35 protein-coding genes and 1 tRNA gene are annotated in these 24,453 nt (G+C 63.0%); 35 read left to right on the top strand and 1 reads right to left on the bottom strand.

Translation table 11 applies throughout. From position 1 onward, the window contains the following. The first annotated feature begins 52 nt into the window (after nt 1-52). From rpoC to JW958_14175, 34 genes are all read left to right on the top strand, one after another. Nucleotides 53-4,144 carry a DNA-directed RNA polymerase subunit beta' gene (gene rpoC, locus JW958_14340; protein MBN1827435.1) on the top strand — a complete coding sequence of 1,364 codons (4,092 nt, stop codon included), beginning with the start codon at nt 53-55 and terminating at the stop codon, nt 4,142-4,144. Nucleotides 4,145-4,213: 69 nt separating this feature from the next. Beyond that, entirely contained in the window at nt 4,214-4,588 is a 375-nt protein-coding gene (locus JW958_14335; protein MBN1827434.1) for a 30S ribosomal protein S12, read from the top strand. A 1-nt stretch (nt 4,589) separates the two neighbouring features. Further along, nucleotides 4,590-5,060 (top strand): 30S ribosomal protein S7, encoded by a 471-nt coding sequence (gene rpsG, locus JW958_14330; GenBank protein ID MBN1827433.1) that lies wholly within the window; start codon nt 4,590-4,592, stop codon nt 5,058-5,060. A 172-nt stretch (nt 5,061-5,232) separates the two neighbouring features. After that, nucleotides 5,233-7,314 (top strand): elongation factor G, encoded by a 2,082-nt coding sequence (gene fusA, locus JW958_14325; protein MBN1827432.1) that lies wholly within the window; start codon nt 5,233-5,235, stop codon nt 7,312-7,314. Nucleotides 7,315-7,412: 98 nt separating this feature from the next. Continuing rightward, on the top strand, nt 7,413-7,721 hold the full coding sequence (gene rpsJ, locus JW958_14320) for a 30S ribosomal protein S10 (GenBank protein MBN1827431.1): 309 nt from the start codon (nt 7,413-7,415) through the stop codon (nt 7,719-7,721). A gap of 11 nt (nt 7,722-7,732) precedes the next feature. Then, a complete protein-coding gene (gene rplD, locus JW958_14315; protein ID MBN1827430.1) occupies nt 7,733-8,368 on the top strand; it encodes a 50S ribosomal protein L4 in 636 nt (211 codons plus the stop codon). A 3-nt stretch (nt 8,369-8,371) separates the two neighbouring features. Beyond that, complete coding sequence (locus tag JW958_14310) at nt 8,372-8,665, top strand: 50S ribosomal protein L23 (GenBank protein MBN1827429.1); 294 nt, start codon at nt 8,372-8,374, stop codon at nt 8,663-8,665. 53 nt (nt 8,666-8,718) lie between these two features. Then, on the top strand, nt 8,719-9,609 hold the full coding sequence (gene rplB / locus JW958_14305) for a 50S ribosomal protein L2 (GenBank protein MBN1827428.1): 891 nt from the start codon (nt 8,719-8,721) through the stop codon (nt 9,607-9,609). A gap of 21 nt (nt 9,610-9,630) precedes the next feature. After that, nucleotides 9,631-9,912: a 30S ribosomal protein S19 gene (rpsS, locus tag JW958_14300; protein ID MBN1827427.1), complete on the top strand. Its 282-nt coding sequence runs from the start codon at nt 9,631-9,633 to the stop codon at nt 9,910-9,912. Between the two features lie 34 nt (nt 9,913-9,946). Continuing rightward, nucleotides 9,947-10,309: a 50S ribosomal protein L22 gene (gene rplV, locus JW958_14295; GenBank protein ID MBN1827426.1), complete on the top strand. Its 363-nt coding sequence runs from the start codon at nt 9,947-9,949 to the stop codon at nt 10,307-10,309. 1 nt (nt 10,310) lies between these two features. Beyond that, complete coding sequence (gene rpsC / locus JW958_14290; protein MBN1827425.1) at nt 10,311-10,985, top strand: 30S ribosomal protein S3; 675 nt, start codon at nt 10,311-10,313, stop codon at nt 10,983-10,985. A gap of 15 nt (nt 10,986-11,000) precedes the next feature. Further along, complete coding sequence (rplP, locus tag JW958_14285; protein ID MBN1827424.1) at nt 11,001-11,423, top strand: 50S ribosomal protein L16; 423 nt, start codon at nt 11,001-11,003, stop codon at nt 11,421-11,423. Continuing rightward, nucleotides 11,420-11,683, top strand: a complete 264-nt coding sequence (locus JW958_14280) for a 50S ribosomal protein L29 (protein MBN1827423.1) — start codon at nt 11,420-11,422, stop codon at nt 11,681-11,683. Before rplP ends, JW958_14280 begins: the two co-directional genes overlap by 4 nt. A gap of 3 nt (nt 11,684-11,686) precedes the next feature. After that, on the top strand, nt 11,687-11,953 hold the full coding sequence (gene rpsQ / locus JW958_14275) for a 30S ribosomal protein S17 (protein ID MBN1827422.1): 267 nt from the start codon (nt 11,687-11,689) through the stop codon (nt 11,951-11,953). Between the two features lie 22 nt (nt 11,954-11,975). Beyond that, the gene (gene rplN, locus JW958_14270) at nt 11,976-12,344 is read left to right on the top strand and encodes a 50S ribosomal protein L14 (GenBank protein ID MBN1827421.1); all 369 of its coding nucleotides are present in this window, start codon (nt 11,976-11,978) and stop codon (nt 12,342-12,344) included. Nucleotides 12,345-12,408: 64 nt separating this feature from the next. Then, on the top strand, nt 12,409-12,714 hold the full coding sequence (gene rplX, locus JW958_14265; GenBank protein MBN1827420.1) for a 50S ribosomal protein L24: 306 nt from the start codon (nt 12,409-12,411) through the stop codon (nt 12,712-12,714). A 25-nt stretch (nt 12,715-12,739) separates the two neighbouring features. Further along, nucleotides 12,740-13,282, top strand: a complete 543-nt coding sequence (gene rplE / locus JW958_14260) for a 50S ribosomal protein L5 (GenBank protein ID MBN1827419.1) — start codon at nt 12,740-12,742, stop codon at nt 13,280-13,282. Nucleotides 13,283-13,300: 18 nt separating this feature from the next. Next, nucleotides 13,301-13,486 (top strand): type Z 30S ribosomal protein S14, encoded by a 186-nt coding sequence (locus JW958_14255; protein ID MBN1827418.1) that lies wholly within the window; start codon nt 13,301-13,303, stop codon nt 13,484-13,486. Between the two features lie 33 nt (nt 13,487-13,519). After that, the gene (gene rpsH / locus JW958_14250) at nt 13,520-13,918 is read left to right on the top strand and encodes a 30S ribosomal protein S8 (GenBank protein MBN1827417.1); all 399 of its coding nucleotides are present in this window, start codon (nt 13,520-13,522) and stop codon (nt 13,916-13,918) included. A 19-nt stretch (nt 13,919-13,937) separates the two neighbouring features. Next, nucleotides 13,938-14,471, top strand: coding sequence for a 50S ribosomal protein L6 (rplF, locus tag JW958_14245; GenBank protein MBN1827416.1), 534 nt, complete (start codon nt 13,938-13,940; stop codon nt 14,469-14,471). Between the two features lie 18 nt (nt 14,472-14,489). Next, entirely contained in the window at nt 14,490-14,864 is a 375-nt protein-coding gene (locus JW958_14240) for a 50S ribosomal protein L18 (protein MBN1827415.1), read from the top strand. A 14-nt stretch (nt 14,865-14,878) separates the two neighbouring features. Next, the gene (rpsE, locus tag JW958_14235) at nt 14,879-15,448 is read left to right on the top strand and encodes a 30S ribosomal protein S5 (protein ID MBN1827414.1); all 570 of its coding nucleotides are present in this window, start codon (nt 14,879-14,881) and stop codon (nt 15,446-15,448) included. Then, nucleotides 15,441-15,620 (top strand): 50S ribosomal protein L30, encoded by a 180-nt coding sequence (rpmD, locus tag JW958_14230; GenBank protein MBN1827413.1) that lies wholly within the window; start codon nt 15,441-15,443, stop codon nt 15,618-15,620. Before rpsE ends, rpmD begins: the two co-directional genes overlap by 8 nt. 12 nt (nt 15,621-15,632) lie before the next feature. Then, nucleotides 15,633-16,076 carry a 50S ribosomal protein L15 gene (gene rplO, locus JW958_14225; GenBank protein ID MBN1827412.1) on the top strand — a complete coding sequence of 148 codons (444 nt, stop codon included), beginning with the start codon at nt 15,633-15,635 and terminating at the stop codon, nt 16,074-16,076. A 25-nt stretch (nt 16,077-16,101) separates the two neighbouring features. After that, complete coding sequence (gene secY, locus JW958_14220; protein MBN1827411.1) at nt 16,102-17,427, top strand: preprotein translocase subunit SecY; 1,326 nt, start codon at nt 16,102-16,104, stop codon at nt 17,425-17,427. A gap of 19 nt (nt 17,428-17,446) precedes the next feature. Next, nucleotides 17,447-18,190: a type I methionyl aminopeptidase gene (gene map / locus JW958_14215; GenBank protein MBN1827410.1), complete on the top strand. Its 744-nt coding sequence runs from the start codon at nt 17,447-17,449 to the stop codon at nt 18,188-18,190. Between the two features lie 10 nt (nt 18,191-18,200). Beyond that, entirely contained in the window at nt 18,201-18,419 is a 219-nt protein-coding gene (gene infA, locus JW958_14210) for a translation initiation factor IF-1 (protein ID MBN1827409.1), read from the top strand. Nucleotides 18,420-18,448: 29 nt separating this feature from the next. After that, entirely contained in the window at nt 18,449-18,565 is a 117-nt protein-coding gene (rpmJ, locus tag JW958_14205; protein ID MBN1827408.1) for a 50S ribosomal protein L36, read from the top strand. 48 nt (nt 18,566-18,613) lie between these two features. Next, on the top strand, nt 18,614-18,988 hold the full coding sequence (rpsM, locus tag JW958_14200) for a 30S ribosomal protein S13 (protein ID MBN1827407.1): 375 nt from the start codon (nt 18,614-18,616) through the stop codon (nt 18,986-18,988). Between the two features lie 69 nt (nt 18,989-19,057). Next, entirely contained in the window at nt 19,058-19,453 is a 396-nt protein-coding gene (gene rpsK, locus JW958_14195; GenBank protein MBN1827406.1) for a 30S ribosomal protein S11, read from the top strand. Nucleotides 19,454-19,493: 40 nt separating this feature from the next. Beyond that, on the top strand, nt 19,494-20,123 hold the full coding sequence (rpsD, locus tag JW958_14190; protein ID MBN1827405.1) for a 30S ribosomal protein S4: 630 nt from the start codon (nt 19,494-19,496) through the stop codon (nt 20,121-20,123). 20 nt (nt 20,124-20,143) lie between these two features. Continuing rightward, a complete protein-coding gene (locus JW958_14185) occupies nt 20,144-21,139 on the top strand; it encodes a DNA-directed RNA polymerase subunit alpha (GenBank protein MBN1827404.1) in 996 nt (331 codons plus the stop codon). Between the two features lie 20 nt (nt 21,140-21,159). Continuing rightward, nucleotides 21,160-21,645, top strand: coding sequence for a 50S ribosomal protein L17 (gene rplQ / locus JW958_14180; GenBank protein ID MBN1827403.1), 486 nt, complete (start codon nt 21,160-21,162; stop codon nt 21,643-21,645). Between the two features lie 151 nt (nt 21,646-21,796). Further along, nucleotides 21,797-22,252, top strand: coding sequence for a DUF4920 domain-containing protein (locus tag JW958_14175; GenBank protein MBN1827402.1), 456 nt, complete (start codon nt 21,797-21,799; stop codon nt 22,250-22,252). 143 nt (nt 22,253-22,395) lie between these two features. Here the strand turns inward: JW958_14175 and JW958_14170 are convergent, their stop codons facing one another. Next, nucleotides 22,396-23,883 (bottom strand): class I SAM-dependent methyltransferase, encoded by a 1,488-nt coding sequence (locus tag JW958_14170; GenBank protein MBN1827401.1) that lies wholly within the window; start codon nt 23,881-23,883, stop codon nt 22,396-22,398. Nucleotides 23,884-24,303: 420 nt separating this feature from the next. Here JW958_14170 and JW958_14165 point away from each other — a divergent pair. Continuing rightward, nucleotides 24,304-24,378, top strand: a tRNA-Asn gene (locus JW958_14165). Nucleotides 24,379-24,453: the final 75 nt, after the last annotated feature.

Raw genomic sequence — 24,453 nt, 5'->3', positions numbered from 1 at the left:
GGTGTTTACCGCTCGTGAACAACAGGAACGCAAACCGGCTTCTTTCGAGTCGATGCGCGTTCAACTCGCCTCACCCGAAATCATCCTCGGTTGGTCCTTCGGAGAGGTGACCAAGCCGGAGACGATCAATTACCGCTCCTTCAAACCGGAGAAGGACGGGCTCTTCTGCGAGAAGATCTTCGGTCCGGTGAAGGATTGGGAGTGTAACTGCGGCAAATACAAGCGGATCCGCTATCGCGGCGTGGTCTGCGATCGATGCGGCGTCGAGGTGACCCAGGCGAAGGTCCGCCGGGAGCGCCTCGGCCACATCAAGCTCGCCGTGCCCGTCTCTCACATTTGGTACTTCAAGGGAATTCCGAGCCGGATCGGGCATCTGCTCAACATGTCCGTGCGCGATTTGGAGCGCATCCTCTACTACGAGTCCTATGTGGTCATCGACCCGAAGGACACGCCGCTCCAACAGAAGGAGCTGCTGGCGGAGGAGCGCTACCTGATGCTCCGCAAGGAGTTCGGCGCCGACGGGTTTGTCGCCGACATGGGCGCGGGCGCGATCAAGAAACTGCTCGCCGACGTGAACATCGAGGAAATGGCGAGCGAACTCCGCGTCAACATCAAGGTCGAGACGTCCGTGCAGCGGAAGAAGGAAACGCTGAAGCGGCTGAAGGTCGTCGAGGCGTTCCGCCAGTCCGGCAACCAACCGGACTGGATGATCCTCGATGTGATTCCCGTGCTTCCACCCGACCTGCGCCCGTTGGTGCCGCTCGAGGGGGGGCGTTTCGCCACTTCCGATCTGAACGATTTGTACCGCCGGGTGATCAACCGGAACAACCGTCTCAAGAAGCTGATGGAGATCCGCGCGCCGGAGGTGATTCTCCGGAACGAGAAGAGGATGCTCCAAGAGGCGGTGGACGCCCTCTTCGACAACGGCCGGCGCTCCCGCGCCGTGCGCGGTCCGGGTAACCGCCCCCTCAAGTCCCTGTCGGACATGCTGAAGGGGAAGCAGGGCCGTTTCCGCCAGAACCTGCTCGGCAAGCGGGTCGACTACTCCGGCCGCTCGGTCATCGTGGTCGGCCCGGAGCTGAAGCTGCATCAGTGCGGCCTGCCCAAGAACATGGCTCTCGAGCTTTTCAAGCCCTTCATTATTAAGAAGCTCGAGGACAAGGGTTACGTGCAGACCGTCAAAAGCGCCAAAAAGCTGGTGGAGCGGGAGAAGCCGGAGGTCTGGGACATCCTCGAGGAGATCATCAAGGACCACCCGGTGCTTCTGAACCGAGCGCCCACCCTGCACCGCCTCGGCATCCAGGCTTTCCAGCCGGTGTTGGTGGAGGGGAAGGCGATCCGGATCCACCCGCTCGTTTGCGCCGCATTCAACGCCGACTTCGACGGCGACCAGATGGCGGTTCATGTCCCGCTCTCCTTCGAGGCGCAGATCGAGGCGCGCCTGCTGATGCTCAGCAGCCGGAACATCCTCGCCCCGGCGAGCGGCAAGCCGGTGGCGTCTCCCTCGCAGGACATCGTTCTCGGGTGCCACTTTCTGACCCGCCAGAGGGAGGGGGCGAAAGGGCAGGGAATTGCCTTCACCGATTTCGATGAGGCGGAGGTCGCCTATCAGCAGGGCGCGGTGGAGTTGAACAGCAAGATCCGCGTCCGGGTGGACGGCAAGGTGATCGAGACCACCCTCGGCCGGGTGATCTTCAACCGAATCATTCCGGCGGAACTCGGCTTCATCAATCAGACCATGGACAAGGGGGCCCTGGAGGGGCTCGTCGGTGACGCCCATGCCCTGCTCGGTATGGAACGGACCGCCGCGTTCCTGGACGACCTGAAAGATCTCGGATTCAACTACGCCACCATCGCCGGAGTCACCGTCGGGATCGACGACATCATGGTGCCGGCGGAGAAAGAATCCGTGATCGGCGCCGCCCGTGACGAGGTGAATCGGATCTACGACCAGTACAAGAGCGGTCATATCACCAACGGCGAGCGCTACAACAAGGTGATCGACACATGGACCCGCGCCACGAGCCAGGTGGCGGACACGATGTTCCGCGGCATGGGCGAGGCGGACCAGGGATTCAATTCGGTCTACATGATGGCCAGCTCCGGGTCCCGAGGTTCGAAGGAGCAGATCCGGCAGCTCGCCGGAATGCGCGGGCTGATGGGCAAGCCGCAGAAGAAGCTCACGGGCCAGATGGGCGAGATCATCGAGTCGCCGATTCTCTCCAACTTTAAGGAGGGGCTTTCGGTGCTCGAGTACTTCATCTCCACCCACGGCGCCCGCAAGGGTCTGGCCGACACGGCGCTGAAAACCGCCGACGCCGGCTACCTGACCCGACGCCTGGTGGACGTCGCCCAGGACGTGATCATCACCGAAGACGACTGCGGCACCATTCTGGGCCTGGACATCTCCGCCCTCAAGGAGGGGGAGAAAGTCATCGAGCCCCTGTCGGACCGGATCCTCGGCCGCGTGGCGGTGGAGGACGTGATTCATCCGATTTCGGGCGAAACGATCGTCGAAGCGGGCGTGGAGATCCGCGAGGTCGAGGCGATGGCCGCCGAGGAGGCGGGGATCGAAGTCGTCCGCATCCGGTCGGTGCTCACCTGCGAAAGCCGCCGCGGCGTCTGCGCGAAGTGTTACGGCCGGAACCTCGCCAACGGCCGCATGGTCAGCCTCGGCGAGGCGGTAGGCGTGATCGCCGCGCAGTCCATCGGCGAGCCGGGTACGCAGCTCACCCTGCGGACCTTCCACATCGGCGGCACCGCGGCGCGCATCGCCGAGGAGACGTCGCTGAACTCCAAGGTGCACGGCACGGTCCGTTTCAGCGACCGCGTGCGCACCCTCAAGCTGCCGGACGGAACCCACGCCGCGATCGGCCGTCACGGCGAGGTGGAGATTCTGGACGACGAGGGACGGGTGCGAGTGAAGCACCGCGTCCCCTTCGGCGCCCGCCTGGTGGTCAAGGACGGCGAGCAGGTCGAGGAAGGGCAGGTCATCTTCGAGTGGGATCCTTATTCCACGCCGATCATCTCCGAGCGGAAGGGGCGCGTAAAGTTCCTGGACATCATCGACGAGGTGACGGTCCGTGAGGAGCTGGACGACAAGACCGGCCTTCGGCAGCGTGTGATCATCGATATCCGGGAGAAGAACCTTCACCCGACGATCCGGATCGAGGGCGCGAGCGGCCGAAAAATGGCGGAGTACCTGATCCCCACCGGCGCCCGGATCCTCTGCCACGACGGCGACGAGGTCCAGGGGGGCGAGATCCTCGCCAAGATCCCGCGCGAGATTTCCAAAACCCGCGACATCACCGGCGGTCTTCCCCGGGTGGCCGAGCTGTTCGAGGCGCGGAAACCGAAAGACGCGGCGGTGGTCACGGAGATCGACGGCACGGCCAAGTTCTCCGGCACCGTTCGGGGGCTCCGGCGGCTTGTCGTCACCAACGAGTCCGGTTCGGAGAAGGAGTACCTGATTCCCCACGGCAAGCACCTGATGGTCAAGGAAGGGGATTACGTGGTGGCGGGCGAGCCTCTCTCCGAGGGGCCGATCAACCCCCACGACATTCTCCGGATCAAGGGAAACAACGCCGTGCAGGAGTATCTGGTGAACGAGATCCAGGAGGTGTACCGCCTCCAGGGAGTGAAGATCAACGACAAGCACATCGAAACGATCGTGCGCCAGATGCTTCAGAAGGTCCGGATCGAGGATCCGGGCGACACGGTCTTCCTCGAGGGGGACCAGGTCTCCAAGGCGGTCGTCCGCGAGGAGAATGAGAGGCTGATCGCGGAGGGGGGGAAGCCGGCCACATTCCAGCCCCTCCTTCTGGGGATCACCAAGGCCTCCCTCTCGACGGAGAGTTTCGTCAGCGCCGCCTCCTTCCAGGAGACGACGCGGGTGCTCACCGAGGCGGCCATCCGGGGCGCCACGGACAACCTGTTGGGATTGAAAGAGAACGTGATCATGGGGAACCTGATTCCGGCCGGGACCGGCGTGAGTCGTTGTCGCCGCATCCGACTGGTAAATCAGGAGTTACCCGAAGACGAGATCCCCTTCGACGAGGAACTCCTCGAGGAGCCCGATCTGGACGAGGAGATCGACGACGAAGACGAGGGGGGGGACGAGGAAAAAGTCCTTGACAGAACCTAGGGCTTGCTTCAGACTATTTCGTCTATGCCCTTAATTTGGAACGGGTTTCAGCCCGGGAGGTCGTGAGCGTTGCCGACGATCAGTCAGTTGGTCCGAAAGGGCCGAAAGGTGGCGAAGAACAAAACCAAGGCGCCGGCCCTGCAGGCGTGTCCGCAGAAGCGGGGCGTTTGCACGCGCGTGTATACCACCTCCCCGAAGAAGCCGAACTCGGCGCTACGGAAGGTGGCCCGCGTTCGGCTGACGAACGGGATCGAGGTGACCAGTTATATTCCCGGTGAGGGGCACAATTTGCAGGAGCACTCTCTCGTGCTGGTTCGCGGCGGACGAGTGAAGGACCTGCCCGGTGTCCGTTACCATATCATCCGGGGCGCGCTCGACGCTTCCGGCGTCGATGGTCGCACTCAGAGCCGTTCCAAGTACGGAACGAGAAGACCGAAGAAGTAAGATGCCGAGAAAGAAGTACGCCAAGAAAAACGAAACGATGCCCGATCCGGTGCACGGCAGCGTTCTCGTCACCAAGTTCATCAATTCGTTGATGGGGGGCGGGAAGCGGAGCACGGCGGAAAGCATCCTGTACGGCGCTCTGGACAGCATCGAGAACAAGACGGGGCAGCCCGGCCTGGCCGTGTTCAAGGCGGCCGTGGCCAATGCCAAGCCGATTCTCGAGGTGAAGTCCCGGCGGGTCGGCGGCGCCACCTATCAGGTGCCGGTTGAAGTTCGTCATGAGCGCAGGACGTCGCTCGCCATTCGTTGGTTGATCGGCTTCGCCGCGGGGCGTTCCGAGCACTCCATGCGGGAAAAGCTCGCGGGGGAATTGCTCGCCGCCTCCAAGAAGGAAGGGTCGACCATCAAGAAGCGCGAGGACACGCATCGGATGGCGGAAGCCAATAAGGCCTTCGCCCATTATCGTTGGTAGCCCGAGACCCCGCGAAGCGGGGGTAACGATTTGCGATTGAACAGACCTTTCATCACTCCTCCGCCTTTTGAGTCGACACGCGACGTTGCGTGTCTGATTCCGCGCATGTGCAGCCCGGAAGGTCGGGTGCAAACCCGATACCGCCAGGCGAGGGGTGGTAGTGAGGGCCGCGATGGGTCGGCAGTTTCCGCTCGAGAGAACGCGCAACATCGGAATTATGGCGCACATCGACGCGGGGAAGACCACGGTCACGGAGCGGATGCTTTACTACACCGGTCGTGTTCACCGGTTGGGAGAAGTCCACGACGGCACAGCCACGATGGACTGGATGGATCTGGAGCGAGAGCGCGGGATCACCATCACCTCGGCCGCGACAACCTGCTTTTGGAACGATAGCAGGATCAACATTATCGACACTCCAGGCCACGTCGACTTCACCGTCGAAGTCGAACGGTCCCTGCGGGTCTTGGACGGCGCGATCGGCGTTTTCTGTTCCGTAGGGGGCGTGGAACCCCAGTCCGAGACGGTCTGGCGACAGGCCGATCGGTACCGGATTCCGCGGCTGGCCTTCGTCAACAAGATGGACCGCGTCGGCGCCGATTTCGGCCGCGCGGTCCGCATGATGCGCGAAAAACTGGGCGCCAATGCGGTGCCGATTCAGATCCCGGTCGGGGCCGGCGAGAGTTTCACCGGTCTGGTCGATCTGGTGCGGATGAAGATGGTCATCAACGACGACAAGACTTTCGGCAAGGAATACCACGAGGAGGAGATCCCCGTGGCGCTTCTGCCGGAGGCGGAGACAGCCCGCGCCGAGATGATCGACGCGTTCGCCGAGTTCGACGAGAAGACCCTCGAGCAGTACGTCGAGGGGAAGTCGCCGTCCGAAGCGGACCTGCGCCGAGCGATCCGGGCGGGAACTCTCTCCGGGCGCGTCTACCCGGTCTTGTGCGGCTCGGCGCTGAAGAACCGGGGGGTGCAGAGGCTCCTCGACGCGGTGGTGGAATATCTCCCCAGCCCGCTCGACGTGCCGCCGATGAAGGGGATCGACCCGCGGACGGAAAAGACGGTGGAGCGCCACGCGGACGACAAGGAACCATTCTGCGCGCTGGCGTTCAAGGTCCGGGCCGACTCCTACGTGGGAAAGCTGACCTACTTCCGCGCCTATTCGGGCGTGATGAAGAGCGGCGACCAGATCGTGAACGCCCGCACCGGCCGCAAGGAACGGATCGGCCGGATCCTCCTCATGCACGCCAACAAGCGGGAGGAGGTCCAGGAGGTCTACTCCGGCGACATCGCCGCGGCGGTGGGCATGAAGCACGTGTTCACCGGCGACACGATCTGTCGGATCGACAAGCCGGTGGTGCTCGAGTCGATGACCTTCCCGGAGCCGGTGATCAGCGTCGCCATCGAGCCGAAAACGCGGGCGGACGAGGAAAAGCTGAACGATTCCCTCTCCCGCATGGCCGAGGAGGACCCCACCTTCCGGTACGCCGTGGATGAAGAGACGGGCCAAACGATCATCTCCGGGATGGGTGAACTCCACCTCGACATCATCACCACCCGGATGGCTCGTGAGTTCGGCGTCGGAGCGAACGTGGGAAAGCCGCAGGTGGCGTACCGCGAGACGATTCGTGGGACGGCTCGGTCGGAAACCAAGTTCGTCCGGCAGGCCGCCGGCCGCGGGCAGTACGCGCACGTGATCATCGAGATCGCGCCGGCGGAGGACGGAGAGGTGTTCCGTTTCGAGAACCAGACGCCGCCCGAGTCGATTCCGAAGGAGTTCATCGCCGCGGTCGAGAGCGGCCTTCGGGGCGCCATGGGGAGCGGCGCGTTGGCCGGCTACGAGTTGACCGGCCTCCGGGTGGTTCTGACGGGTGGTTCCTATCACGACACCGATTCCACCGAGCCCGCCTTCAGCACCGCCGCCTCGATGGCGCTTCACGACGCGGTGCGGAAGGCGGACCCGGTCCTGCTGGAGCCGGTGATGGCCGTCGAGATCGTCGTTCCGGAGGATTACACCGGAGCGGTGATCGGCGACCTGAACGGCCGGCGCGGCCAAATCAACGGCACCGACCAGCGGGCGGACGCCAAGGTGATCGACGCCCACGTGCCCCTGGTGGAGATGTTCGGATACGCGACGGCGCTCCGTTCGCTCACCCAGGGCCGGGCGAGCCATACGATGCAGTTCCTCCGTTACGAGGAGGTCCCCTCGCGAATCGCGGAGGCGATGATCTCCCGGATGCGGGGGTTCTGAGAGAACGAACCGGGAGCAACGAGGCGCGCCCGACGGGGAAGGCGCCTTATCGACGACCGATAGGCGCGGTGGAAATCATCGCCGCGAAGGAGACGAGCGTGGCAGGTCAGAGAATTCGCATTCGGCTGCGCGCCTACGACCACGAGATCCTCGACAAGTCGACGGCGGAAATCGTGCAGACGGCGCGGCGGACCGGGGCCCGGATCTCGGGGCCGATCCCGCTACCGACGAAAAAGACGATTTATACGGTTCTCCGCTCGCCCCACATCGACAAGAAGTCGCGCGAGCAGTTCGAGATCCGGACGCACAAGCGGATGATCGAGATCCACGACTCCACGCCGCAGACCATCGACGCCCTCGGACGGCTCGATCTTCCCGCCGGTGTGGACATCGAGATCAAGGTGTGAGGATGCAAGCCATGGCTGAAGCGGCTGTTCAGACGTTCGACGGCAAGGAGAAGGGGACCGTGGCCCTTCCGGCGGATACCTTCGGGGTGAAGCCGAATCGCCAAGCCGTCTATGAAACCGTGAAGTATCTGCTCGCGAACCAGCGGCAGGGCACTTCGTCGACGAAAACCCGGCACGAAGTGCAGGGCTCGGGGACCAAACCCTGGCGCCAGAAGGGGACCGGGCGCGCCCGCTCGGGCACGCGGACCTCTCCCCTCTGGGTGGGCGGCGGCCGGATTCACGGCCCCTCGCCGCGGGATCACTCCATCCGTGTCCCGAAGAAGGTGCGGCGCCTCGCCCTCCGCTCGGTGCTCTCCGACAAGGCGGGCCGCGGGGCGATCACCATCATCGAGGAGCTCCCGACGCTGGAGTCGCCCAAGACGAAAACTTTCGCCGAGCTGTGGAAGCGCGTCGCCAAAAACGGCGAGAAGTGCCTCCTGGTGGTTGATCGTTTTGACGAGAACCTTTTCCTTTCGGTTCGGAATCACCCCCGGTTGTTCGTGTCCACCGTGTACGGCCTGAACACGTACGACGCTCTGAACGTGGGGCGGATCGTTTTCACCGCCGAGGCGCTCAAGACGTTCGAAACGACCGAGGAAACGGAGTAGGCCATGAATCTGAGCCATCGACGGATCATCGTTCGGCCCATCGTGACCGAGAAATCGTCGAACATGCGTGAAGCGGAGAACAAGTACGTGTTCGAAGTGAATCCGCGGGCGAACAAGATCCAGATCAAGAAAGCGGTGGAGGCCGTGTTCAAGGTGCAGGTGGTGGATGTGCACACTTGGTTCGCCCGGGGCAAGAACCGCAGACAGGGCAAGTACGTAGGGAAAACGCCGGACCGGAAGCGGGCGGCGGTGACCTTGAAGGCGGGCGAGAGCATCCCGATCTTCGAGCAGGTATAACGGCGGCGGTCCGCGGGACGCCGGCGATCAACGGGTAAGGAAGGAACGGAATCATGGGGATTCGGAAGTTCAGGCCGACGACGTCGACACTCCGTTTCAAGGCGATTTCCGATTTCTCGGAGCTGACCAAGAAGAACGATCCGGAGAAGGCGGCCGAGACGAAGGGAAAACGGAAAAAGTCGTCCAACGCCAGGAAGAAACCGGAGAAGGGGCTTCTGGAGCCTCTCAAGAGTTCGGGCGGCCGGAACAGCAACGGCAGGATCACCTGCCGGCGTCGCGGCGGCGGCCACAAGCGGCGTTATCGCAAGATTGATTTCCGCCGGGACAAAGGCGGGGTGCCGGGGCGCGTCGAGGCGATCGAGTACGATCCGAACCGGTCGTCCCGCATCGCCCTGGTGCTGTACGCGGACGGGGAGCGGCGTTACATCCTCGCGCCCCACGGCGTGAATGTGGGCGATCCGGTCGAGGATGGGTCGCAGAGCGAGATCCACGACGGAAACGCGATGGCGATCCGCGACATCCCGCTCGGCAGCCAGATCCACAACATCGAGCTGCGGCCGGGGCAGGGCGGTCGGATCGCGAGGAGCGCCGGCTCTTTCGCCCAGCTCATGGCCAAGGAAGGGGATCACGCGGTGCTGCGTCTCCCCTCCGGCGAGATCCGCAAGGTCAGGCTCGAATGCCGCGCCACCCTCGGCCAGGTGGGGAACCTGGACCATGAGAACCAGAAGAGCGGCAAGGCGGGCCGGTCCCGCTGGCTCGGCCGCCGTCCCAAGGTGCGCGGCGTGGCGATGAACCCGATCGACCACCCCCACGGCGGCGGCGAGGGCCGAACCTCCGGCGGCCGCCATCCGGTCACCCCCTGGGGCGTTCCGACCAAGGGGTACAAGACCCGGAAGAAGCGCAAGAAGTCGGACGAGTTGATCATCAGGCGGCGGAAGAAGTAGCGGCGCCGCGCGGAGGACGATATGCCTCGTTCGCTGAAAAAAGGTCCCTTCATCGACGATCATTTGGTGAAGAAGATCGAGAAGATGAACCGCGGCGGCGATCGCCAGGTGCTCAAGACCTGGTCGCGGCGGTCCACCATTTCGCCCGAGTTCGTCGGCCACACCGTGGCGGTGCACAACGGGAACAAGTTCATCCCCGTGTATGTCACCGAGAACATGGTCGGCCACAAGCTCGGCGAGTTCGCGCCCACGCGGACCTTCCGCGGGCACAGCGGCAGAAAAGAGAAGGGGAAGAAGCGCTAGTCGTTTCCCCGGTGTATAGAGAGGACGAAGGGAAATGGAATCCAGGGCTCAGGCTCGATACACCAGAATTCCGGCCCGCAAGGCCCGTCTGGTCGTCGATCTGATCCGGGGTCAGGGGGTCGAGCAATCCCTACGGACCCTTCAGGCGACGCAGAAAAACGGGGCCCGGATCGTGACCAAGGTGCTGAACTCGGCCGTGGCGAACGCGATCGCCGGCGAAGGCACCATGAAGATCCACCCCGAAATGCTGTACGTGAAGGAAGCCTATGTGAACGAGGGGCCGACGCTGCGCCGCTTCCAGCCCCGCGCGATGGGTCGGGCCACCCGAATCAACAAGCGCACGAGCCACATCACCATCGTCCTGGGTGTTCAGGAAGGCGCGAAGGGAGAGAAGTAGTTTGGGCCAGAAAACGCATCCCATCGGTCTCCGGCTCGGAATCATCAAAACCTGGGATTCGCGTTGGTTCGCCACGCGGAACTACGCGAATCTATTGAAGGAAGATCTCTTCATCCGGAAGTACGTCAAGAGCCGGTTGCAGCGCGCGGGTATCTCCAAGATCGAGATCGACCGCGCCCCGAAAAAGGTCACCATTATGATCCACACCGCCCGCCCCGGCATCGTCATCGGCCGGAAGGGCCAGGAAGTGGATCAGCTACGGGACGAGCTGCAGCATCTGACGAAGAAAGAGATCTACATCAACATCAAGGAGGTCGCCCGGGCGGAGACCGACGCCCAGCTTATCGCCGAGCACATCGCCAGCCAGCTGAAGGCGCGGATGTCCTTCCGCCGGGTGCTGAAGAAATCGGTGGCCTCCGCGATGCGTATGGGCGCCAAGGGAATCAAGGTGGCCGTGTCCGGCCGGCTCTCCGGCGCCGAGATGGCGCGCCGCGAGGGGTACAAGGAAGGCCGGATTCCGCTGCACACCCTGCGCGCCGACATCGATTACGCACAGGTGACGGCCCACACCACCTTCGGATGCATCGGCGTCAAGGTGTGGGTCTTCAAGGGAGAAGTCTTCGGCAAGCGGTCGGTCCAGAGCGAAAGCGTCGGGACCAAGACCGAACGCCATTAGGAAGGGGCGATCGCGATGTTGATGCCCAAAAAGGTCAAGCACCGCAAGCAACAGCGCGGTCGGATGCGCGGCAAAGCCTATCGCGGCAGCGACGTGAGTTTCGGCGATTACGGGCTTCAGGCGACCGAGCCGGGCTGGATCACCAACCGGCAGATCGAAGCGGCTCGAGTGGCGCTCACCCGACGCGTGAAGCGTGGCGGTAAGATCTGGATTCGGGTTTTCCCGGACAAACCGATCACGCAGAAGCCCGCCGAGACCCGAATGGGTAAGGGGAAGGGTAGCCCCGAAGGCTGGGTGGCCGTGGTCAAGCCGGGGAAGATCATGTTCGAACTGGAAGGCGTAAACACGGAACTCGCTCGGGAGGCGATGCGCCTCGCCGCGGCGAAGCTGCCCATCCGGTGCCAATTCATCGCACGTGAGGAGCTGGCGGACCGATGAAACCGTTCAAGTTGAGAGAAATGAGCCGCGATGAGCTGTTGCAGCGCTCCGAGGAGTTGGGGGAGGAGTTGTTCAACCTCCGTTTCGCCGCCTCCACACGCGCGTTGGATAACCCGCTACGGCTCCGGACGATTAAACGGGAGCGCGCCCGGATCGTCACCATTCTTCAAGAAGACGAGAAGGGAATCCGCCGTCTCGGTGTGGACACGGCCCATAAGGACGAGAAGGCCGGCGGCCGCAAGGGTCGGGGGGAGGCGTAAACAATGAACGAGAAGAGAGCGAGACGGAAAGTCCGGGTCGGCCGGGTGTTGAGCAATCGGGCGGAGAAAACCGCCGTCGTCGCGATCGAGCGGCGCGTCCCCCATCCGGTCTATGGAAAGATCATCAAGAAGACTTCCAAGATCGTCGTGCACGACGAGAAGAACGAGGCGAACACCAACGATTTGGTCAAGGTGATGGAAACCCGTCCCCTATCGAAGACGAAGCGTTGGCGCCTGATCGAAATCGTCAGACGGCACGTGGAAGCATAGGCGCTGGAGAAGGAGTTCGACGATGATCCAGGCTCAGACGATGCTGAACGTCGCGGACAACTCCGGCGCGAAGCGCGTGATGTGCTTCAAGGTGCTGGGTGGAACCCGCCGGCGTTACGCCACGGTCGGCGACATCGTGGTCTGCGCCGTGAAGGACGCCTTGCCCGGAGCGCAGATCAAGAAGGGCGAGGTCGTGAAGGCGGTAATCGTCCGCACGAAAAAGGAAATCCGCCGCCGGGACGGTTCGTACATCCGATTCGATCAGAACGCGGCGGTCATCATCAACGATCAGAAGGAGCCGAGGGGAACGCGCATCTTCGGGCCCGTGGCACGCGAGCTGCGGGAGAAACAGTTCATGCGCATCGTCTCCCTCGCCCCCGAGGTGATCTAGCCGGAGAGCGGGGGCCGGAAGCGGCTTGGAGGGGAAGCCCCCGGCCGCGACAGGAGGGCTGGTTTTGAAGATACGGAAGAACGACATGGTGGTCGTGATCTCCGGCGATGACAAAGGCAAGAGCGGCAAGGTCTTGTCGGTGGACCCCAAACGGTACCGGGTCATTGTGGAAGGCGTGAACTTCATCAAGCGCCATACCAAGCCACGCGGCGCCGGGAGCCAGGGCGGCATTCTGGAGCGGGAGGCGCCGATCAACGCCTCGAACGTCATGCTCCTGTACGACAACGGGCCCACCAAGGTCGGATACCAGAAGCTGGCGGACGGCAAGCGGGCTCGGGTGGCGAAACGAACCGGCGAGGTGATCGAGTAACCGGCCGCCGCAGGGAGATCGAACGTTGATTCGCATGCAGGAGATATACCGGAACACGGTGCGACCGGAGCTGATCAAACGCTTCGGTTACGCCAACGCGATGCAGGCGCCCAAGATCGAGAAGATCGTCGTCAACATGGGCGTGAAAGAGGCGCCGCAGGACGCGAAAGTCCTCGACGCGGTGCTGGGCGATCTGGCGGTCATCACCGGCCAAAAGCCGAACGTGCGCCGCGCTCGTAAGTCGATCGCCAACTTCAAGATCCGAGAGGGCATGCCGGTAGGGGGCGCGGTCACCCTCCGGGGCCGTCGGATGTGGGATTTCTACGATCGTCTCGTGAACGTGGCGATCCCGCGGATCCGTGACTTTCGAGGCGTCCCGACCAAGTCTTTCGACGGCCACGGGAATTACACCCTCGGAGTCGAAGAGCAGATCGTGTTCCCCGAGATCGATTACGACAAGGTATCGAAGATTCAGGGAATGGATATCGTGATCGTCACGTCGGCTCGGTCCGACGAGGAGGCATACGCTCTCCTGGACCTTCTCGGCATGCCCTTCCGGAGAAGGTAGAAGAGAAAGGAGTCTCGGTTGGCGAAAAAGGCGCTGATAGAGAAGGCGAAACGCAAGCCGAAGTTCGCGGTGCGGGCTTACAACCGTTGCCATCGCTGCGGACGACCCAGGGCTTATATTCGTAAGTTCGGAATCTGCCGGATCTGCCTCCGCGAGTTGGCGCTGCGCGGTGAGATCCCGGGTGTGACGAAGGCGAGCTGGTAGAAAAGCGTCTTCCGGACAGCAAGGAGCATACACATGTCGATGTCTGATCCCGTTGCGGATTTCTTGACGCGGATTCGCAACGCGAACAAGGCGAAACACAAACGAGTGGACATCCCGCGGTCCAAGCTGAAGCTCGAGATCGCCAAGGCTCTCCTTCGGGAGAAGTACATCGCGCGGTACAAGATGGTCGAAGACGACCGCCACGGGATGCTCCGACTCTATCTGCGGTACACCCCGACGGGCGATGGGATCATTACGGATCTCAAGCGCGTGAGCCGGCCTGGCCTGAGGCAATACGTCGGCAAGGACGAGATACCGCGCGTCTTTAACGGTATCGGAACCGCCATCATCTCCACGTCGAGCGGGGTGCTGACCAGCAAGGAAGCCCGCCGGGCCGGTGTCGGCGGAGAGGTGCTCTGCTACATCTGGTAGCGGACCGGTCGGAGGAGCAATGTCCCGAATAGGCAGACAACCGGTTCCGATCCCCGCCGGCGTCGACGTCCGAGTGACGGACGGCGTGGTGGAGGTCAAGGGACCGAAGGGTGCGCTCAACTACGCACATCATCCGGAGATCCGGGTGGAGGTGAAGGAAGGCGCGATTCATGTCACGCGCCCGACCGACGAGCCCAAACACCGCTCCCTTCACGGGTTGGTTCGGACTCTGATCGCCAACCTCGTCGAGGGCGTGACCAAGGGCTACGAACGTTCCCTGGAGATCAACGGCGTCGGGTACCGCGCCCAATTGGAGGGGAACACCGTTTCCCTCTCCCTCGGGTTCGCGGCCCCGATCCAGTACGTCCCACCGGAGGGCGTCGACGTCACGGTGGAGGGGAACAGGGTGATCGTGCGCGGCATAGACAAGAAAATGGTTGGGGAGGTCGCCGCCAAGATCCGTTCCTTCCGGCCGCCCGAGCCGTATAACGGTAAGGGCGTAAAGTACCTCGAAGAGGTCATCAAGCGGAAGGCGGGGAAGGCCACCGCTTAGCGGCGTGAGGATATCGCGATGAAATCGAAAGCGGCCGAAAGGTACAAGGGCAGACTGAAGCGGAAACACCGAGTCCGCAAAAAGGTTTCCGGCACGCCGGACCGCCCGCGCCTGAGCGTGTTCCGCAGCTTGAAGCACATGAACGCGCAACTGGTCGACGACGAGGCGGGGCGGACTCTGGTTTACGCCACCACCACTTCCAAGGAGTTCCTCGCGGGCTCCGCGGAAGCCAAGAACAAATCGGAAAGAAGCGCGTTGCTGGGCAAGATCCTCGCGCGAAAGGCTATCGAGCAGGGGATCAAGCAGGTGCGTTTCGACAGGGGCGGTTACGCCTATCACGGCAGGGTCCGCGCTCTGGCCGAAGCGGCGCGGAAAGAGGGACTCGAGTTCTAAGGGAGTTTCGCGTTGTGAACAGGCAGAGACGTGGCTCGGGACCGAGGTCCCGACAGGAAGAAGAGAAAGACGAACTCCAAGAGCGAGTGATCTACATCAACCGTGTCGCCAAGGTCGTGAAGGGCGGTCGACGGTTCAGTTTCACCGCTCTTGTGGCGGTCGGTGACGGCGCCGGTCGCGTGGGGATCGGCCTCGGCAAGGCCCGGGAGGTCGCCGAGGCGATCCGCAAGGGTACCGAGGCCGCGAAGAAGGGAATGGAACCGATCCCGATGATCCGGAACACCATCCCCCACGAGATCACGGGGCGTTTCAACGCCGGGCGCGTGTGGATGAAGCCCGCCTCCGAAGGTACCGGTGTGATTGCCGGGGGTCCGGTCCGCGCGATCCTGGAAGCCGCGGGCGTCAAGAACGTGCTGACCAAGTGCATCGGCACGAAAAACCCGCACAACGTGGTGCGGGCGACCATGGACGGACTCCACCGGCTCCGCCGCGCGGAGGACGTGGCCCGTCTTCGCGGCATGTCGATCCGGGAGCTCTTCGGAATGGAAGAGGCGACGGAGGGAACGGGGCAGGCCGATGGCTAAGTTGAAAATCACACAGGTCCGTTCGGCGATCGGACGGCGCAAGGATCAGAAAATCACGCTTCGGACTCTGGGCATCCGCAAGATGCAGTCGACGGTGATCCACGAGGACACCCCTCAGATCCGCGGCATGATCCGTAAGATCGGCCATCTGCTGAAGGTCGAGGAGGTTTAGTTCGACATGAGCTTGGAGCTGCACAACTTGCGGCCGGAAAAGGGCGCCGTCCGCCCGCGGAAGCGGATCGGGCGCGGCCCGGGAAGCGGCACCGGCAAGACCAGCGGCAAGGGCCACAAGGGCCAGAATGCCCGCTCCGGCGGAGGCGTTCAGCCCTGGTTCGAGGGCGGCCAAATGCCGCTCCAGCGTCGAGTGCCGAAACGGGGATTCAAGAATCCTTTCCGGAAGACCTATCAGATCGTGAACATACAAGACCTCGCCCGCTGCGAGGGCGCGGACCGGATCGACCCGGACGTGATGGCCGAGAACGGCCTGATCCGGAACCCGGTCGCCCCGGTAAAGCTTCTGGGTAACGGAGAGGTTTCCGGCGCCTACCAGGTGACGGTTCACGCCGCCAGCGCGCAGGCGATTCAAAAGATCGAGGCCGCCGGGGGCCGCGTGACGGTGGCCAAGTAACGACGAAGGATCGAAGGGAACGGTCGTGATCACGAAACTGCAGAGCATCTTCAAGATACCGGAGTTGAGGAAGAGGATCCTCTTCACGCTGGCGATCCTTGTCGTCTACCGTTTGGGCGGCCACGTGCCGTCGCCGGGCGTGGACACCGCGGCGCTCCAGTGGTTCTTCAAGCAGAACGCGGGGACCCTCTTTGGTCTGTACGACCTGTTCGCCGGAGGAAACCTGTCGAAGGCGACGATCTTCGCGCTCGGCATCATGCCCTACATCAGCGCGTCGATCATCTTCCAGCTCCTCACGGCGGTGATTCCCTATTTCGAGAAACTGCAGAAGGAAGGGGAAGAGGGGCGGAAGAAGATCACCCAGTACACCCGGTACGGTACGGTCATCCTCGCCATGGTCCAGGCCTACGGGATCAGCATCTTCCTCGAGGGGCTGCAGGTCGGCCTGGGCGCCGACGGGGCGGCCCATGTGGTGCCGAACGCCGGCATCGCCTTCCGCCTGCTCACCATGCTGACACTGACGTCGGGAACGATCTTCGTCATGTGGCTCGGCGAGCAGATCACCGAACGCGGCATCGGGAACGGCATCTCGCTCATCATCTTCATCGGAATCGTGGCGCGATATCCCACGGACTGGCTCCTCACCTTCGAGATGATGAGGAACCGGACACTGTCTCCCTTCGTGATGGCCTTCGTCGTGTTGGTGATGGTCGGGGTGATCGCCGCGGTGATCATGATCACTCAGGGGCAGCGCCGAATCCCGGTTCAGTACGCGAAACGAATCGTGGGCCGGAAGATCTACGGCGGGCAGAGTACGCACATTCCGCTCCGGGTGAACACGGCGGGCGTGATCCCGATCATCTTCGCCCAGTCGGTGATCATGTTCCCGTCCACCATCGCCACGCTGGTTCTGACGAACAGCGAAGCGATGCAGAATTTCGCGGGGTTGTTCCGGCCGGGGACGTGGGTCTACAACGTCTTGTACGCGATCATCATCATCTTCTTTACCTATTTCTATACGGCGATCATCTTCAACCCCGCCGATTTGGCGGACAACATGAGGAAGTACGGCGGGTTTATCCCGGGGATCCGGCCCGGCAAGCGGACCTCGGAGTACATCGACAGGATCCTGACCCGGGTCACGCTCCCGGGCGGTATCTTCCTGGCGCTGATCGCGATCCTCCCCTTCTTCCTGATGAATCGTTTCAACGTACCGTTCTTCTTCGGTGGAACGGGGTTGCTGATCGTGGTCGGCGTCGGTCTCGACACACTGCAGCAGATCGAGTCGCACCTGTTGATGCGGCATTACGACGGGTTCATGAAGAAAGGCAAAATGCGCGGCCGTCGGTAGCGACCGGCGCGGTACTTCCATGATCGTATTGAAGAGCGGCGAGGAGATCGAAAAGATGCGGGTGAGCGGCGCGATCGTCGCCGGCGCCCTGAGACTCGCCGGGGAGAAGATCGCCCCGGGAATAACCACCGGGGATCTGGACGCCCTTCTGGAGGCGTTCATTCGGGACCACGGCGCGGAGCCGTCGTTCAAAGGTTACAACGGATTTCCCGCGAGCATCTGCGCGTCGGTGAACGACGAGGTGGTCCACGGGATTCCGGGGAAGCGGGTCCTCGAGGAGGGAGACGTAATCGGCGTCGACGTGGGCGCCGTTAAAGACGGATACCACGGCGACGCGGCGACCTCCTTCCCGGTGGGAGTGGTCGACGAAAAGGCCGAGCGCCTTTTGAAGATCACCCGAAGGGCCCTATACATGGGGATCGAGCAGGCGAAGCCCGGCAACTACCTGTCGGACATCGGCCACGCCGTCCAGAAGGAGGCGGAGAGGGAAGGTTTCTCGGTGGTCCGGAAGCTCGTGGGACACGGCATCGGACGGAAGATGCACGAGGAACCGCAGATCCCGAACTTCGGCCGTCCGGGCCGGGGGGTCCTCCTGCGCGAGGGAATGACGATCGCCATCGAGCCGATGGTCAACGAAGGCGGCTACGATGTGCGGGTGCTGGACGACGATTGGACGGTGGTCACCGCCGACGGATCGAGGAGCGCTCACTTCGAGCACACCGTGGCGATTCGGGCGGACGGCCCCGACATTCTGACGAGCTAGAGGAGAGAGGATGGCGAAGGAACCGGCTGTTCAGGTCGAAGGAACCGTGATCGAGCCCCTTCCGAACGCCATGTTTCGGGTGGAGCTCGAGAACGGTCACAAGGTCCTGGCCCACATCTCGGGCAAGATACGAATGCACTTCATTCGTATCCTCCCCGGGGACAAGGTAACGGTGGAACTTTCCCCCTATGACCTGAGCCGGGGGCGCATCGTCTACCGTTACAAATGACGGTCGGCGTCGGGACGAGGTGAAGAGAAATGAAGGTACGGACATCGGTAAAAAAAATGTGCGAGCACTGTAAAATCGTGCGTCGCAAGGGCGTGCTCCGGGTGATCTGCAAGAAGAACCCGAGGCACAAGCAGAAGCAGGGATAATACCGCTTACGGTTTCGATCGGGTGAAAAGGAAAGGAGGATCGCTCTCTTGGCTCGAATTGCTGGAGTCGATCTCCCCAACGACAAGAGAATCGAGATCGCGCTGACCTACATCTTCGGGATCGGGGTCAGTACGGCGCGTGGAATCATCCAGGAAGCCGGTGTGGATCCGGACACGCGCGCGAGAAACTTGTCGGAGGAGGACACGGCGAAGCTCCGGAGGATCATCGAGAACGACTACAAGGTCGAGGGCGCCCTGCGGAACGAGGTGTCCATGAACATCAAGCGTGTCATGGACATCGGTTGCTATCGCGGGCTGCGGCACCGGCGCGGCCTCCCCGTGCGGGGACAGAGAACGAGTACGAACGCGCGCACCCGCAAGGGTCCCAAGAAGTCGCCCGGGGCGTTGAAGAAGAAGAAGTAGAGCGGTCCGTCCGCGTTCCCGGCGTGAACGGGACCGGTCGGCCGGGATCATCGCAGAAGGAGTCGTCTGTTGGCACCTCCGAAGGATCGCAGCAGAAAGAAGAAGAAGGACAAGAGGGTCGAACCCTACGGGATCGCCCACATCCAGTCCACGTTCAACAACACGATCGTGACGATCACCGATACCAAGGGCGCGGTGGTCTCGTGGTCCAGTTCCGGCAAGTCCGGATTCAAGGGTTCGAAAAAGAGCACGCCTTTCGCCGCCCAGCTCGCCGCGGAGGAGTCCGCCAAGGTCGCCCTTTCCATGGGCATGCGGAAGGTGGAAGTCCGGGTTAAGGGTCCTGGTTCGGGCCGAGAGGCCGCGATCCGGTCCCTTCAGGCGGCCGGCCTCGACGTCTCTTCCATCCGGGACGTGACCCCCATCCCGCATAACGGGTGTCGCCCCCCGAAGAGGCGGCGCGTCTGATCCGCGGGATCCGGACGCGAGGTTCGTACGGAGGAATAGAATGGCACGATACACGGATGCGAAGTGCAAGCTGTGCCGGCGCGAAGAGCAGAAGCTGTTCCTCAAGGGCGACCGATGCTTCACCGCAAAGTGCGCCCTCGAGCGACGCGGATACGCGCCTGGCGAGCACGGCCAGGGCCGCCGGCGGAAACCGTCGGACTTCGCCCTGCAGCTTAGAGAGAAACAGAAAGCGAAAAGGATCTACGGTGTGTTGGAGCGCCAATTCCGGCGCTACTTCGCCGAAGCCGATCGCGCGCCGGGCGTGACCGGCGAAAACCTGCTCCGCACTCTCGAGCGGCGGCTCGATAACGTGGTTTTCCGGCTCGGCCTCGCGCCGTCCCGGTCCGCGGCGCGGCAGATGGTGCGGCACCGCCATATCTTGGTCGGCGGGCGGATCACCGACATCCCCTCCTATCAGCTGAAGAAGGGAGAGGTGGTGCAGGTGAAGGAGAAGAGCCGGAAGGTCCCCGCTTTCAAGGAAGCGAAGGAGCGCGCCCGTGATACGGCGCTCTGCGACTGGCTCAGCCGTAACATGGAGAATCTTTCGGGCTACATCGTCGAATTTCCCGGTCGGGAACAGATTCCCGTGGTGGTGAACGAACAGCTCATTGTGGAGCTTTATTCGAAGTAGCCGGAGGGGGGCTTGCAGAAATGAAGTGGAAAAGTCTCCAGATGCCCAAGGGGATCCAGCGGGATGAGGAGACCTACACCGAGACGTACGGGACGTTCATCGCCGAGCCGCTGGAGCGTGGTTTCGGCGTGACGCTCGGGAACGCCCTGCGCCGCGTGCTCCTCTCCTCTCTCCAGGGCGTGGCGGTTCAATCGGTGAAGATCGACGGAGCGCGACACGAGTTCACCACGCTTCCCGGCGTGCTGGAAGACGTGACCGACCTGGTTCTGAATCTGAAGAACCTGGTGATCCAACTCCACGGCGATGAGCCGAAACCCCTCGCGCTCGACGTGGAAGGCCCGGGAGAGGTGACGGCGGACCTGTTCGAAGTGCCGGCGGAGATGGAGATCCGGAACCCGGATCTCCACATCGCGACGCTCGACAAGGACACGTCCCTGAAGCTCGAGGTCGGCGTCGGCGTCGGCCGCGGGTATGTTCCCGCGGATCAGCAGCAGTTCGAGGACGCGCCGATCGGGCTTGTTCCGATCGACTCGCTTTTTTCTCCCGTGCGCCGGGTCACTTTCCGGGTGGAGGACACCCGAGTCGGACAGAAGACCGATTACGACCGGTTGATCCTCGAGGTGTGGACCAACGGGACCATCACCCCGGAAGACGCGGTGAGCCATGCGTCGAAGATCCTTAAGGATCACCTGTACCTTTTCATGAACTTCGATCAGGAGCCGGAAGTCGAGGAAGAGCGCGAGGTGGACGAGCGGGTGGAACAGGTGAAAGAGCTGCTCGGCCGAAGCGTGGACGAGCTGGAGCTTTCCGTCCGATCGAGCAACTGTTTGCAGTCGGCGGAGATCCGAACCATCGGCGACCTGGTGCAGAAGTCCGAGAGCGAGATGCTCAAGTATCGGAACTTCGGGCGCAAGTCGCTCAAGGAGATCTCCGACATTCTCAGGAACATGAACCTTCACTTCGGCATAAACGTGGAGGAGATCCTCGCCGGCCGGAGCGCCTCGAGCGAAGAGTAGAGAAAGAAAGGGTTCGACCCATGCGACACCAAAAGGCGGGCCGGAAACTGAATATGACCAAGAGCCACCGTGAGGCGATGATGCGCAACATGGTGTCCTCGCTCTTTCGGTTCCGGCGGATCGAGACCACCGATACACGGGCCAAGGAGGTCCGCAAGCTGGCGGAGAAGCTGATCACCTTCGCCAAGCGCGGTGATCTGCACGCGCGCCGCCAGGTGCTCCGTTACATCCCCGATCGGACCGTGGTTCACGAGCTGTTCGAGACGATCGGTCCCGCCTTCGCGGATCGCGACGGCGGCTACACCCGCGTGATCAAGACGGGACGCCGCCCGGGCGACAACGCCCCGGTTTCGATGGTCGAGCTCGTCGGCCTGGAACCGAAGATCGAGGAGCTGGAGGAGCGGGCGGAAAAGAAGAAGGCGAAGAAGCGCGAGCGTGTGGCCGCGGCGCAGGAGGCGCAGGCCGTCGCCGGCGCGCCGCCTCCGACCGAAGAGAGCAAGAAGTAATCCGCCGGGCGCGGCGCGGGCCGCGCGATCGGTGATCATAAGTCGGGGGGTCTTTTCCGAAGGGGGAGACTCCCCGTTTGTTTTCACGGGTGGTCCGCCGCGGGCGGGCGCTTTCCCACGGGTGGAAGTTCCGGGGAGAAAGGAACGGATCATGCGACGATTCCCGGCGATTGCCGCCGCGGCTCTTATGGGGGCTCTCCTCTCGGCGGCATGCGAGGAAGGAACGGAAGTGTTGAAGGCGGGCGCGCCGATCACCCTCGATCGCGCGAACGACATCGGGTTGATCAACGAGGCGCCGGAATCCTTTGATGGGAAGATGGTCCTCGTCGAGGGAACGGTTACGGGGGTTTGCCAGGGGTCGGGGTGCTGGGCGCTGATCGAGGACGGCAAGGGGAACCAAATTTACGCTAAGAGCCCGGACCACTCCGTCGCCCTTCCCGTGAATTGCGCGGGCGCGCATCTGCGTGTCCAGGGACCGCTCTTCATTCCGGAAGAGGAGCCGGAGCACGATCAGGAGGAAGGGGACGAGGAACACGGGGGCGCGCATGTCTGCGCCACGCCCGGCTTCTTCGTCACCATGACCGCGGCGGAACTGAGCCGGCCCTGAAGTCGACCGGCGTAATCGGACTTTCCGCGCCGGATCTCCTTTCTCTCTTCCGCCCGCGGGGAAAGAACGTTCCCCCAATCCCCTCTCCCGATTGCGGGAGAGGGTTGGGGTGAGGGGGCTTTGTTCCGAAGATCCTCTCCCCTTTACTCTCTCCTCGTTCTCCGCCGAATCGCCCGCCGCAGATTCCGCGCGTGATCGATGAACCCGGGACCGCGTCCGTCCTGGAAAGCGCACTCCGGCGGCCAGGCCGCCTGCAGCTCCACGAGCCCAGTGTGATACACCTTGACCTGCACGTCACGATCGTCCTTGACGGGGACTTCCCATTCGATGTCGATCCAGTCCCCGGGGTGCGTGAGCAGCGTGCCCGCCGGTACCCCCTCTTCCCGGAGCGTCCCGCGGTTGCTCGTGATCGATATCCAAACGGCGGGATCGCCGGGTTGCTCCGCGAGGGATTCGCCGCTCTCCTTCGAGCGGACGCGAACCCTTGCGTGTATCCGGCCGCGCCCGGCGTGAAGATAAGGTCCGTAGTAGATGTAACCGCCCGGATCGCGGGGGCCGGCTTCGACCGCGAGCCCCGTCTCGGTGCGAACCAACCGGCCCGTTTCGATGAATCGGTCGGTCGCGCCGAAACGGAGCGCGCCAAAAGAGGGGCGAAGGGTCCGGTCGAGGCGGGAGAGAGTTCTCTCGCGATCGTCTTCTTCGAGGGGGCGGAAAACGAAAAGGTTCCAGCGGCGGCCCAGTTCGAGCATACGGCGCCGGGCCCGGAGTGTCTTGTCCTCCTCGAAGGCGAAGCCGGCGAGAATCGCCCTTGCGATCCACCACCATCGGGACGCCTGCACAAGATGTCCCTCCACCGGGTTTCCGCCGGCGTCCTTCGGTAGGTCGGCGAATCGGTCGATGTGGTGAAATCCGTTTTGCGGCGTGCAGGGAACCGTAAAGACGAGAAAGCGTGTGGATGCGCGACGGATGCGCCGTAGAACACCGTCGATTTCAAACGGGGGGATGTGTTCGAAGACCTCCTGGCCGATTACCGTTTCCACCGGCCGGTCGAGATGATCGAGCTGGGAGAAGTCCCCGGCGGTGAGGTGCTCGCGTATGCCCGGCGCCGCTTTCGAGAGGATGAAAGGGGAGAGATCGACGCCGCGGGCGTCCACGCCCCGGCGGCGGAGGGCGCGCACCATCGCGCCGGAAGCGCAGCCGAATTCGAGGCTGGAGCGGAATGGGACCTCGGGGAGCAGGGTGTCGACGAAGCGTTCTTGCGCCTTTTCGGCGGTGCGCAGGAGGCAGTGGAGCGCCGCTTCGCCTACGGGGCCCCGCGCGGCGAAGTATCCCTCTCCATAGAAAGGTTCACGATTCGCGTACCATTCTTCGTGGCCGCTGAGTCGGTCGCCGAGGGTTTGGTGCGGCAAAGGGGATGCGGTGGGGTGCCAGCGCTCGGCGTTCGGCCCGTCGATCTCGAGGCGGATGTGCCGTTCCCCTTCGTGGGCGATCGCGAAAAGGCGGATCCCATCCGGGTAGAGTCCGCGATCGACCGTGAGGAGGGCTCCGTCCAGTTCCTCGCCGGTCTGTTCGTCGACGAGACGGGCGGCAGCGGTGGGGGTGGGGGGCGTTTCTTCAGGCGTTGCCTCCACCGGCCCTATCGGGAGAGCGAAGATCGTGGTCCCCTCGGAAACGACTGTGTAACTCATTTGGAACATGGCGATTCAATGCCCATTGTCGACCGTGCGCGGCGTATTTCGGAAGGGCGTTATTCCAAGCCTCCAGGATATTGTCCGGGAAAAGGGGGGGCATGTCACCCGAAATGAGGAGGGGGCGTGCCCGGGGACCGTGGTGGGTATTCGCGGGAGGGAATCGCGCAACCGATTCATTTACAAGGGATTCTGAGTCCGGAGAGGACCATCTTCTTTCTCTTGTCCCCGCATCCTCTCTTGACTTTCCCTGTGGTCGATTCTACACTACTCTTTTGGATCAAGCTGCGGCTGGATCCGCTCCGGTCCCTCAGGCCGACCCGCCGGGGGGCCGATATGCACGAAAAACACCACACTTTCGGTTCCTCGGTAGCTCAATGGTAGAGCAACCGGCTGTTAACCGGTTTGTTGTAGGTTCAAGTCCTACCCGGGGAGCCAAAATTCAATCCGCTGATTTCAGCGGTTCTTGTTTAACGCCAGACCCCGTTGGGTGATCCCCTCGGGGTCTCGTCG

The organism is Candidatus Eisenbacteria bacterium (assembly GCA_016930695.1).
Classification (GTDB): Bacteria; Orphanbacterota; Orphanbacteria; order Orphanbacterales; family Orphanbacteraceae; genus JAFGGD01.
This window is presented reverse-complemented; position numbering and strand designations above follow the sequence as displayed.